We start from the raw sequence: 12,484 nt of genomic DNA on the forward strand, positions 1-12,484 counted from the left end.
CTGAAATATGAAAACGAAATATATAAGCTTATTCTTTAGCTTTGTGATAGCATTTGGTATGATGTCCTGCAGTAGTGAAATTCCCAATGGGGATACCAGTAAATTCAGTGATTTGAAAAGTCCTGAAGAAGATATGGTTAAGAAAGACTATTTGCCATTGAAGCATCCTTGTATGCTTCATACACAGGCCGATATTGATCGCGTAAAAAGTAATCTGACACGATCGCCCTGGAAAGATGCCTACGCTCAACTGGAAGCAAGCGATTATGCGCAAAGTTCTTATACAGAAAAAACGAGTGCTTTGCTTGATGGATATTTGAAACGAATGGATAAGAATAATTGGTCGGGTAAATATCCGGATTACTCTAATTACACATCGTGTATGTATGATGCTGCGGCTGCTTACCAACTGGCACTCCGCTATCAGTTGTCGGGAAATACCGTATTTGCAGATGCTGCTGTAAAACTGTTTAATGCATGGGCTACGAACTGCAAGGGTATATTGAGAATGGAAGGTTATACTAATAATATTCCAGACCCTAATTTATATTTGATACCTATTCAGGCACATCAGTGGGCAAATGCGGCGGAATTGCTCAGAGATTACAACGGATGGGATAGGAATGATTTTGAGAAGTTCAAGACTTGGATGAAAGATACGTTTTACAGTGTTTCCAATATGTTCCTTAAGAATCATAACGGCGGACAGGGCAATATGCATTACTGGCTAAACTGGGATCTGGCTCAGATGACATCTATTCTTTCCATTGGAATATTGTGTGATGATAATGTGCTGATTAATCAAGCTATCGTATATTTTAAGAATGAAGAAGGAAGATATAAAGAAGCTGGAAATATCAAAAATGCAGTTCCTTTTTTGCATCAGGATCCGGATTCTGATGAGATTTTGGGACAGTGTGAAGAGTCGGGACGTGACCAAGGGCATGCGACATTGTGTGTGTCATTGATGGGGGCATTCTGTCAGATGGCTTATAGTATCGGTGAGGACCTGTTTGCTTTTGATAATTATAGGGCAGTAGCAATGGCTGAGTATGTAGGCAAGTACAATCTGATCAAAGATGAAGCCTTCAATAAAGGAACATTAGTTGGTGATGATTTTGTATATGATTCCAATTCTTTCCCCTATACTTCCTATTCAAATCCGTCTTATACCAATACAACTATATCTACAGACCAGCGCGGAACGAAAAGACCGGCATGGGAACTGTTCTATGGATATTGCAAGGCAAAAGGTATATCTTCCATTTACAGCGGGAAGTGGGCAGAGCAAATGCGCCCCGACGGAGGTGGTGGAAACTATGGACCGAATAGCGGTGGATTTGATCAGTTAGGTTTCGGCACATTGATGTATTACCGGGAATGACGATACATTTTGGAATATTTTTGCGAGGGGATTAGGTATTTACCTGATCCCCTTCGTATATATAAGCAAATAGGTCAGTAATAAGATTGTTGAAAAGAGATAAAGGATTCAGTTTTTGAAAGATTGGTTTTAATATAAGGTAAAAAGAACCTGTTTTTAGGAATAACGATTAGTATGTTTGAATGAAATTATTAGTAAGGTAATATGCGTAAAAAGATTCTGTTTATAGCAGGAATGATGGCTTGCTGTACTTGGGCGGGTGCACAGGAAATATCCCAGACCTGGGTGGCTGATAAAGGCAATGGTACTTATCAGAACCCTGTGCTTTATGCCGACTATTCCGATCCGGACGTATGTGCGGCAGGAGATGATTTCTATATGACGGCTTCCAGTTTTAATTGCATACCGGGACCTTCCTATACTTCATTCCCGTGATCTGGTAAACTGGTCGCTGGTGAATTATGCGTTGCCGGTACAGGAACCCAAAGAGTTTTTCGATAAAGCGCAGCATGGGAAAGGTGTATGGGCTCCTGCTATCCGCTTTCATAAGGGAGAGTTTTATATTTATTGGGGCGATCCGGATTATGGAATCTACATGATAAAGACCAGAGATCCGAAAGGATCATGGAGCAAACCCGTATTGGTGAAAGCTGGAAAAGGAATGATCGACCCGACGCCACTTTGGGACGAGGACGGGAAAGTATATCTGATACATGCTTATGCCGGCAGCCGCAGCGGAGTGAACAGCATTCTGGTTATTTGCGAACTGAATGCGGAAGGAACGGAAGTGATCTCCGATCCGGTAATGGTGTTCGATGGAAATGACGGGAAGAACCATACGGTAGAAGGACCGAAGCTCTATAAACGAAATGGTTACTATTATATTTTTGCTCCGGCAGGCGGAGTAGCTACCGGTTGGCAGCTAGTGCTTCGTTCAAAGAATATCTATGGTCCCTATGAATCAAAGATCGTGATGGCGCAGGGGAAGACCACCATCAACGGTCCGCATCAGGGGGGCTGGGTAGATACAAATACAGGAGAATCGTGGTTCGTCCACTTTCAGGATCAAGGGGCTTACGGACGTGTTATTCATCTCAATCCGATGAAATGGGTGAATGAATGGCCTGTGATCGGAGTAGATAAAGACAAAGACGGTTGCGGAGAACCTGTCACCACCTATAAAAAGCCGAATGTCGGAAAGATGTATCCGGTAACTACTCCTCCGGAAAGTGACGAGTTCGATACACGGCACTTGGGATTACAGTGGCAGTGGCATGCCAACAAACAGGATACCTACGGATTTACGACCGATCTGGGATATATCCGACTCTATGCAGGCAGCCTTTCCAAAGAGTTCGTGAACTTTTGGGAAGTGCCTAATCTGTTGCTGCAAAAGTTTCCCGCTGAAGAGTTTACGGCTACTACCAAGCTGACGTTTACCGCCAAGCAGGATGGAGAGCAAGCCGGAATGATAGTAATGGGATGGGATTATAGTTATTTGTCTGTCCGTAAAGCCGGCGACAAGTTTATCCTGCAACAAGTCGTATGCAAAGATGCGGAACAACAGCACCCCGAACAAGTGAAGGAACTGGCGAGTTTTCCGGTGGAATATCTGAAAATGCCGGGAGTGGCTGATAATGAGTGGAAGACCGTTTACTTACGGGTAAAGGTTGCCAAGGGAGCCGTTTGCACCTTTGCCTATAGTCTCGATGGAAAGAAGTATACAGCAGCGGGAGAACCTTTTACTGCCCGGCAGGGAAAGTGGATAGGAGCGAAAGTCGGTTTATTCTGCGTCACTCCTAATGACGGAAATCGCGGATGGGCGGATGTAGACTGGTTCCGGGTAACTAAATGATAAGAAAGAATAAGTGAGAATAAAAAATAAGAAACTAACACGAAGATATAGAACGAAAAAATGAAGAAGATTGTAGCAGGGTTGGTTGTAGTACTAGGCTTTTGTGCATGTGCCCATCGGACTTCCGGTACGTTGGATGTGAATAAAGCTCTGGATTATTGCGCGGAACAGACCCAACGTTCACTGGTAGAACTGAAAGGAGACTCGGGTATAGACTATACAATGATGCCACGTAATGTCATGGCAGACGAACATCATTGGAACTGTCGGAAAGCAACGAAGGAAGAATGGTGTGCCGGTTTCTGGCCGGGAGTGTTGTGGTATGATTATGAGTATACACAAGACAAGCATATACTGGAAGAAGCCGAAAAGTTTACGGCATCCTTAGAGTTCCTTTCCCGCATTCCGGCTTATGATCATGATCTGGGCTTTTTGGTTTTTTGCAGCTACGGCAACGGATATCGCCTGACCAAGAATCCCGCTTACAAACAAGTGATTCTGGACACAGCCGATTCATTGGCTACTTTGTTTAATCCGGTAGTCGGCACGATGCTGTCCTGGCCGCGGGAAGTAGAACCCCGCAACTGGCCCCACAATACCATCATGGACAATATGATCAATCTTGAGATGCTTTTCTGGGCAGCAAAGAACGGGGGGAATCCTTACTTATACGACATCGCTGTATCTCATGCCGACAAGACTATGAAGTGTCAGTTCCGTCCGGACTATACCTCATATCATGTAGCAGTATATGATACTATTACAGGTAACCTGATTAAAGGAGTGACTCATCAAGGATATGCGGACAGCACAATGTGGGCACGTGGACAAGCATGGGCTATTTATGGCTACACCGTAGTCTATCGTGAAACGAAAGATCCCAAATACCTTGACTTTGTGCAGAAAGTAGCTGATGTCTATCTGGAACGCTTGCCCGAAGACAAAGTACCTTATTGGGATTTCAGTGCTCCAGGCATACCCGATGTTCCGCGTGATGCTTCGGCGGCTGCCGTAGTTGCTTCCGCACTGCTCGAACTGTCTGCCTATCTCCCCAATGGGAAGGGCAAACACTACAAGGATGCCGCTATCGAAATGCTGACAAGCCTGAGTTCCGACAATTATCAGAGCGGTAAAAGTAATCCGGCTTTCCTGCTTCATAGCACAGGCCATTGGCCGGCTCATTCGGAGATAGACGCTTCTATTATCTATGCAGACTATTATTATATAGAGGCATTGCTTCGTCTGAAACGCCTGCAGGAGGGAGAAGGAGTATTGGGATAGAAATAAAAAGGGGGATGTGTCAGACTTCCCTTTTAACGAAATCATCCTCGCCACAGATAGCTGTAGCGAGGATGATTTTACTGGTTAGGATTTAGGTTGTTATTTCTTTACCTTGATGATGTCATAATTCAGATCGCTGACAGCTTCCTGCAGGCTATCGTTTACCAAACGCAGGGTAGTGTCATTTACAATCACAAAATACATTGGAGCCTCACCATCATTCGGAGTTAACTTAACAGCTTTGGTAGGTTTTTTGTTCACTACTTTTTGGATAGTCTGTTGTTTTCCTTTAGAAGAGAAGGTTTTATTCTTACCCTGACCTTCTGCATCGAGGTAAGTCATATCCAGTGTATACGTGGTATCTACACCGTCAGTTGCAGCGTTCAGGGTCAATACGTAGTCGATACCCGGACCGTCGGCAGCAGGGAGTGTACCTTCATAAACTTCGGTCACTTCTGTGATCGGAGCCATTTCTATAGAAAGACTGTCTGCTTCTGCCTCTGCGGCTTTGTTGGCTTTTGACTGGCAAGATGCCAAAGCAGCTACGACTGCTGCTAACATAATTACTTTTTTCATCGTTAAGTGCTTTAAGTTAATATAAATATAGTGAGCTTACTGCTCGGGTTATTTTTTCTTTATTCTTCTTCGTCCCGTTTGATGACCAGCAGTTTGTCTACCCGTCCGCGGTCCATATCTACTACTTCGAATTGCAGGTTCTTGTAGGTGAAGATATCTCCGGCTTTCGGGATACCGCCCAGCAGGAACATTGCCAATCCTCCGAGGGTCGTGAAGTCTTCGTCCTCCAGGTCTTCATAAGATAGGATTCCCATCTCTTCCATAAAGTCCTTGATGTTCATCGAAGCCTCCACCAGCATCGAACCATCCTGTCTTCTGACGATATCTTCCTCTTCCGTATCGTCCTCTTCAAGGATGTCTCCGAAGATGCTTTCGGTAAGGTCGTGCAGGGTAATGATACCTTCTGTACTACCATACTCGTTAACAACAACTCCGAACTTGTTTTTGTTCTTCTTGAACAGCTCTAAAATTTTATTTGCATATAAACTTTCGGGGATAAACAGAGCCGGACGGGCTATTTCGCGCAGATTGAACTCTTTTTTATTGCCTACCATCAGAATAATATCCTTTACGGATACCACACCGATAATCTCGTCTTTCCGCTCGTCCACCAACAGATATTTGCTGTAGTGCTCTTCTTCGATTGTCTTCATCACCTTGTCTTTCGTATCGTCGGGATGGAAGATGACAAGGTCTCTGCGGTGCGTCATCAGTTCATTGGCACGTTTGTCCGAGAAGCGGAACACATCACGCAGCATTTCCGTCTCTTCCTTGTCGATCACTCCCTGTTCGGAGCTTTGGTGGAGAATCATTTTGATCTCTTCCTGTGTCATCGGGCGTTCTTCGTTCTTTACGCCGATGATTCTGTTCAGCAGGCGGGTGGAGATACTGAGAAACCAGACGAACGGATAGGATACTTTCGTCAATAAAATCATAATCGGGCTGAACAAGGTTGCGTACCGTTCCGGATTGCTGAGGGCAATGGACTTGGGAACCAGCTCTCCGATGATAAGAGAGAGATAGGTGATGATTACCACAGTGGTGATCATGGCCAGATTACGTGCATAGGCTTCCGCTCCCGGTATGAGGGAGAAGAGCGGAACAAGGTCGTCTGCGATAGCGACACCACCATAGGCACCGGATACGATACCGATCAGGGTAATACCGATTTGAATGGTGGACAAGAACTTTTCGGGTTCTTCCAGTTGTTTCAGTACTCCACGTGCAGATTTGTTGCCTTTTCCGGCGAGAGTTTCGAGACGTGCTTTGCTGGATGATACCAGCGCAATTTCGTACATGGCAAAGATGCCATTCAGTACAAGTAAGAGAAGTATGATAAGAAATTCCATAAATGGATTTAAATGATTATTGCCGTGAAATTAAATGAAATCACGACATCATGCAAATATGTGCTGTATATTAATGATTTTTTAATAAACAATTGGTGCGGAATGGTGATGTATTCTTTGAAATGAGGGGGCTTAAGAACAAAAGAACATATTCCGAGGTTGCAAAGTAAATGCTCTCGGAATATGTTCTTTTGTAATTTCTGATCTTGAGTCTTTTTTATTGTTTGTATTTATCAGCCAGTTCTTTAGCACGGGCTACACGTTTGGCAGTGTCGGGGTGTGAAGAAAACATTCTCTGCATGTAGGAAGATGCGGGAGCCCCATTGGACAATTCGAGAAGCTTATTCAGTGATTTGTACATACCATAAGGGTCGATGTTGTTTTTTACGCAGAACTCTACGCCGTAGGCATCTGCTTCGTACTCTTGTTTCTGTGAGTATTGTGCGCCGGCAAGTGCTTCTGCCATTGCTCCCAGTTCAGAGTCAGTCAGTTTGGCGACCTGGCTGCTGGCTGCTCCTGCCGCATTCTTTACAGCCGAACGGAAATATGCATTCTTCATTGCGTCTTTAGAGTCGGTATGGATGACATGACCGATCTCATGACCGATTACTGCCATTACTTCTTCGTCAGTCATGACGTCCATCAGTCCGGCACAGATACGCACGCTGCCGTCACCACAGGCGAAAGCGTTAACGTCCACTACTTCATATACGCCAAAGTTAACTTTCATACCATCTACTTCTTTGATGTTTCCGGTCAGTCTTTCCAGGCGTTTTCCGTATTCGCTGTCCGGTTTGGTCAGTGGGTTATGCTTGTCCATCCATTCCATATACTCCTTGCTCATAGCAGCAATGTCGGCGTCAGATAGAGAGATTGCTTGTGCGGCATCTTTTCCTGCTTGAATAGCTTTGCCTAAATTGAATTTCTTGAATTGTGCTGAAGCGTTAAAACAACTCATGCCCAAAAATAACAGGGCTACTAATGCAATTTGTTTTTTCATCATAGTGAATTTTTAGTTTGTTATTATATAATATAGTGTTAGTATTCAAACGTGATTCCCAAAGTCGGCAGCAGTGTACCGCTTTCTTGCTTGAGCGACTTCATGACATACCGTTGTTCGGCTATCGGTGCGTCCGGATTCTTGATTACTCCGGTGCTCATTAATACATCTGCCTGTTTCAGCTTGCTGCCCGCGATATTCTGCAGATCGATGTAGAAACCCAGCATACAGCGCTTCAGATAGAATGTTTTGTCTATGCGGATATCTACCTGAGTGAAGGCCGGGAGTCGTTCTTCATTGTATCGGGTATAGTCGTAATACGGTTTTCCCTGTGCATTCCAGGCTGTTACCAGAGATGACTTGTCGGCATCATAAGGAGTATAGGGGGCACCGCCTATACAGCTGACTTTCATTCCGACGCTCCAGTGCCGGGGGAGATTGTAAGTTCCCCGCAAGTTGAAAATAAAGCGGTTGTCCCATGCGGAAGCGATGTACTCGCTTTCCTTATCAGTACGATATTCGCTTTTAAAGAGCGTGAAAGATGAGGCGAGATTCAGTTTCTTGGCGACCAGCCATTTAAGGAGAAGCTCTGCTCCGTAAGACCGTCCCTGTGCGGTGGAAGTAAGCAGCTCATTGCCAATCACTCCGTAATCGTTTCCTTTGCAGGTCAACGGAATGCCGTCGGCTACGGAAAGAGGAATTTTGTCATAATCTTTATAGAATCCTTCGACGGATACTTCGAAGGTATCGCCCTTTCTCCAGTTCAGTCCTACGCTACCCTGGCTGACTTGCATATAGCGGAGCGCATACTTGTTGGCATAGAGTCCGTTATTGTTTTTAAAGCCGAGAGCGGTGTAGGGAGGCAGTTGATAATAGAGTCCTGCGTTTCCGCTCAGCGACCAGTGCTCCGTCAGTTGATAGGAGAGTGACAGGCGGGGAGAGAGCTGGTCGGACAGGTCTTTCATGGCTGCCGAGTAGTTGTTGGCATCGGCACGCAGTCCCAGAGAAGCCGTAAAACGCTCGTCTATGGAGGTGTAATTGACTGTTCCGAAAAGTCCCCAACGCATGATGCCCAGATAGGTATGGTAGTCGAACGTCTGCGCACGGTCGGTGTATACCTTCTGAAAGGTGGTGTTGCTATACTGGCTATAGTCCAGACTGGTTCCGACTGTGACTTTCCAGTTGCGGAAAGACGAACTGTTCTCAAGACGGAGCTGAGTATTTTGTTCCGTAGAACGGAGGCGGAGCATCAGATGCTCCGGATCGCTTTCGTCGTTCTGCTGATATTTGGTGTTCCGGTTGTTCAGATAACTGTGACTGGCAACGACTGACTGCACGTGTGCCCCCGCATAGTGCCGGTATACGGCACCTAGAGTGAACGTCTCCTGCTGAATCTTAGGCAGGTAACTGAGGATGTATTCGTTGTCTTCATCGTCGGCTTTGGTGTTTAGCTTCATCTTATCAATACCGCCCAGCCCTAGTACAGTCAATTCATTCCGGGCGTCAAACCTTGTTTTCAGCTTGAATTGCGCATCCGTAAAAGTCGGCAGAAAGGGCAGCCCGAGCATATCAAACAAGAATTGCAGGTAGGACTGACGGACGGAAACCAGATAGGAAGTCTTTTTGCCCAAATGTCCGTTGGAGGCAAGGGAGACTTCGGAAGCTCCGAGAGTAGCTTTCAGGGAATTGCGTTCCATGTCCCCGTCGCGCAATTTGAAGTCGAGCACGGAACTGAGCGCATTTCCTTTGTCTGTCGGGAAGGCTCCGGTATAGAAGTTCACTTCCCGTATCAGGTCGGCATTAAGGATACCTACCGGACCGCCCGATGCTCCCTGTGTGCTGAAATGGTTGATATTAGGGATCTCTACTCCGTCCAGGTAAAAGCGGTTTTCGGAAGGCGATCCGCCGCGTACGATCAGGTCGTTACGGTATCCTATCGGTGAGAAGGCAACTCCCGGATAAGACTGTACGATGCATGAGATGTCCCGGTTGGCTCCCGGACTTTTTTCTATTTCCTGCAGTCCGATGATGCGCAGGCTGACCGGACTTTCAATGTCCCGGCGGAAAGGGGAGGCGGTGACGGTCACTCCTTCCAGTTCCGTCTGATTCTCTTCCATCTCTATTTGTATATGTAGGTCTCTGGTCGAAAGTATGTATTCGGGGGTAGTGACAGTTTTGTATCCGATAGCGGACGCTTGCAGGCGATAGATGCCGGGCGGTACTTGCCCGATCGAGAACTTACCTTCGGCATTCGTCACTCCGCCTTTATTGAGTCCGACAATCATTACATTGATAAATTCCAATGGCTGACGGCTGGATTTATCAATGACTGTTCCCTTCACTTGGTGGACAGGCTGTGCCAGAAGGAAGGATATGGTTATGTTGCAAAACAGCAGAAGCGACAGTAGTCTTTTCATGTTATTTGTAGTTTAGCGACTGCAAAGTTAATGGAAAATAGTTTCACATTTCAATTTTATGTTCTATTTTTGTGGGAATAATAAAATCTGGTTAAGTATGAAAACCGTAAAATTGATTACCTGTAATGACGCGATGAAGGCGCATATCCTTCAAGGGGCGCTGGAGAATGAGGGCATTGAATCTATTCTGCATAATGAGAACTTTTCTACTTTGTATAAAAGTTGCGTGAGCAGTATTGCGGGAGTGGATATCCTGGTAGCGGATGAAGATTATGAGAAAGCCGTTCAGGTGCTGAGGCAGAACCAAAGCTGGCCCGAAGAACTGACGCTCTGTCCTTATTGCGGTTCGTCCGATATTAAATTCGTATTGAGAAAAGGACACAAACTGCGTGCTGTTGGCGCAGCTGTACTTTCCATGCTGGCAGCGGCGCCTCCGGGGGACAATCATTGGGAATATACTTGCCAGCAGTGTCATCAGACTTTTGAGACACCTGTTGCCGAATTTCAACCTTCGGGAGAAGACGAAGAATGATTGGATCTAAACATATTATAAACACAATGAAAAAGAAAAAACTTCTATTAATCGCTCTTTTGTTAGTTGGGGCAGCGTCTTCTTTTGCTGCCAAAGTAGATACGTTATTAGTGAAAAGTCCTTCCATGAACAAGGACATCAAGGTAGTAGTAGTCACTCCGGATGCGGCATTGGGAAAGAAAGCTACGGCGTGTCCTACTGTTTATCTCTTGCATGGTTTTGGCGGACATGCCAAGACGTGGATTGAGATTAAACCCAATCTGCCTCAGATCGCGGATGAGAAAGGAATCATATTTGTTTGCCCGGACGGAAGTACCAGCTGGTATTGGGACAGTCCGAAAGACCCGTCTTTCCGATATGAAACTTTTGTCTCATCGGAACTGGTGAAGTATATCGACGGACATTACAAGACAATCACCGACCGCAAGGGGCGTGCCATTACCGGTCTGAGTATGGGCGGACATGGTGGTCTGTGGACTGCTATCCGTCATAAAGATACCTTTGGCGCTTGTGGAAGTACAAGTGGAGGTGTAGACATTCGTCCGTTCCCGAAGAATTGGGACATGGCAAAACGCCTGGGGGATTATGAATCTAACAAGGAAATATGGGATACGCATACTGTAATCAATCAGATTGATAAGATTCAGAACGGGGATTTGGCAATTATCTTTGATTGTGGCGAGGCTGACTTCTTCATTCAGGTGAATAAGGATTTGCACAACCGCTTATTGGAAAAGAAGATCGATCATGATTTTATCACCCGTCCCGGAGGACATACCGGAGAATACTGGAATAACGCTATCGATTACCAGATTTTGTTCTTTGATAAATTCTTCAAGAAATAAAACCGGAAAAGCTTGACTTTTGCATCCGGATGTCGTATCTTTGGAGACATAATCATATAGTAGATTGAAATTAAACTACGATAGAAGGAGGAAGTGAAAACTTTCTCCTTTTTTTGTGTACTACTTGGTGAGGAACTGTTCAGATCGGTGCTGGGAGTGGTTCAGCTTGGTGCTTATTGAAATTTAGAAGGGATGTCGGGAAGAATTAGAAGGTATGTTAAGGCAAATTACATACTATGTTAAGTGTAATCAGATGCTTTGTTAGGTGAAAACGGAGGCTTTGTTTCGATAAACAGACTTTTATGTAGCGGAAAAGGTCAGTCGGAGTTAAGAATCTATAAATCTGCTCTTGACAAGAATCGGGTTATTCAATCGTAATTGAGATCGTGCGATTCAGATAAGATATACTTTTGCCATTACCATATTTAGTGCTGACCTTTAGACTGACAGGTTTCTTGTTTTTATCAAAGCTATAAGTATATTCGGTTCTTTCGGTGTATGTGTCACTGGTTTTCTCCGGATAAGAGGCGGTAGTAAGGTGTTGTGTCGGTTTGCCAAGCATGCCGGCAAACAAGGCTTCACGATGGAAGGAAAGGGGATAAGTATCCGCCACCAGCATACAGGGAAGACGATAATAATTGATATCTTCTCCCGCTTCATAATTAGTCTGAAGCTTTCCGTAACCGGTGGATGATTCATAGGGCAGTGAAGGAGAGATGGTGGAAATTAAATCGCCCTTGTCATACTGTAGAGAAAGAGTGTGCGCGACAACTGCATCGCTGCTTCCTTCCCGGGGCATAATCTTTTCATTCACTTGTGTCAGATAGCCGTCCGTATATAAAAAGGTATATTGTCTCTTCTGGTCGAGAGAAGCATATTCGCATTGCGTGGCGTATCCTTCTTCGTTTAGGGTGTATTTACGCTCAGTCCCTATTTCGTCTGTGAAAGTAACACTGCTTCTGTTGTTTCCGTATTGGATGGTAAGCGAATGGCTGATGATCTCTGTCAAGTCCGCTATCGAAACTTCTTGCGTGTAGGTATAACCGGTCAGCCAGGCATCTTCGTAGCGAAACTCTTCTTCTTTAGTAACGTCAGATACTCCGATTCCATCGGACTTGCAAAATTCGGAGAACAGCATCTTGCTTATTTCCGGGTCAGGAACTTCTGTGCCTACTTTTTCTTCATCATCCGAACAACCGAACATTACTATCGCACACAACAGAAGTGCTATCTTTTTCATACTTG

General features: G+C 45.2%; 9 protein-coding genes and 1 pseudogene. 5 read left to right on the top strand and 5 right to left on the bottom strand.

The window, feature by feature from the left end; all coding sequences use genetic code 11:
* Positions 1 to 7: 7 nt before the first annotated feature.
* The 3 genes and pseudogenes from BT_RS00710 (at position 8) to BT_RS00720 (ending at position 4,520) form a co-directional block, all read left to right on the top strand.
* On the top strand, positions 8 to 1,384 hold the full coding sequence (locus BT_RS00710) for an alginate lyase family protein (protein WP_008766732.1): 1,377 nt from the start codon (positions 8 to 10) through the stop codon (positions 1,382 to 1,384).
* A 204-nt stretch (positions 1,385 to 1,588) separates the two neighbouring features.
* Positions 1,589 to 3,239: pseudogene (locus tag BT_RS00715) on the top strand (glycoside hydrolase 43 family protein).
* A 60-nt stretch (positions 3,240 to 3,299) separates the two neighbouring features.
* Positions 3,300 to 4,520: a glycoside hydrolase family 88 protein gene (locus tag BT_RS00720; protein ID WP_011107138.1), complete on the top strand. Its 1,221-nt coding sequence runs from the start codon at positions 3,300 to 3,302 to the stop codon at positions 4,518 to 4,520.
* 99 nt (positions 4,521 to 4,619) lie between these two features.
* Here BT_RS00720 and BT_RS00725 read toward each other — a convergent pair whose 3' ends face one another.
* From BT_RS00725 to BT_RS00740, 4 genes are all read right to left on the bottom strand, one after another.
* Complete coding sequence (locus BT_RS00725) at positions 4,620 to 5,096, bottom strand: copper resistance protein NlpE (RefSeq protein WP_008760465.1); 477 nt, start codon at positions 5,094 to 5,096, stop codon at positions 4,620 to 4,622.
* Positions 5,097 to 5,155: 59 nt separating this feature from the next.
* Complete coding sequence (locus BT_RS00730; RefSeq protein WP_011107140.1) at positions 5,156 to 6,445, bottom strand: hemolysin family protein; 1,290 nt, start codon at positions 6,443 to 6,445, stop codon at positions 5,156 to 5,158.
* Positions 6,446 to 6,662: 217 nt separating this feature from the next.
* Complete coding sequence (locus BT_RS00735) at positions 6,663 to 7,445, bottom strand: M48 family metallopeptidase (RefSeq protein ID WP_011107141.1); 783 nt, start codon at positions 7,443 to 7,445, stop codon at positions 6,663 to 6,665.
* A 38-nt stretch (positions 7,446 to 7,483) separates the two neighbouring features.
* Complete coding sequence (locus BT_RS00740) at positions 7,484 to 9,862, bottom strand: TonB-dependent receptor (RefSeq protein WP_011107142.1); 2,379 nt, start codon at positions 9,860 to 9,862, stop codon at positions 7,484 to 7,486.
* Between the two features lie 97 nt (positions 9,863 to 9,959).
* On the opposite strand from BT_RS00740, the gene BT_RS00745 reads away from it, so the two are divergent.
* Together BT_RS00745 and BT_RS00750 are read left to right on the top strand one after the other, a co-directional pair.
* Positions 9,960 to 10,394 (top strand): DUF2007 domain-containing protein, encoded by a 435-nt coding sequence (locus BT_RS00745; RefSeq protein WP_008760469.1) that lies wholly within the window; start codon positions 9,960 to 9,962, stop codon positions 10,392 to 10,394.
* Positions 10,395 to 10,420: 26 nt separating this feature from the next.
* The gene (locus BT_RS00750; protein WP_008760470.1) at positions 10,421 to 11,239 is read left to right on the top strand and encodes an alpha/beta hydrolase; all 819 of its coding nucleotides are present in this window, start codon (positions 10,421 to 10,423) and stop codon (positions 11,237 to 11,239) included.
* Between the two features lie 364 nt (positions 11,240 to 11,603).
* Here BT_RS00750 and BT_RS00755 read toward each other — a convergent pair whose 3' ends face one another.
* Complete coding sequence (locus BT_RS00755; RefSeq protein ID WP_011107143.1) at positions 11,604 to 12,479, bottom strand: DUF4595 domain-containing protein; 876 nt, start codon at positions 12,477 to 12,479, stop codon at positions 11,604 to 11,606.
* Positions 12,480 to 12,484: the final 5 nt, after the last annotated feature.

Origin of the sequence: Bacteroides thetaiotaomicron VPI-5482, from assembly GCF_000011065.1 — a bacterium.
Lineage (GTDB): Bacteria > Bacteroidota > Bacteroidia > Bacteroidales > Bacteroidaceae > Bacteroides > Bacteroides thetaiotaomicron.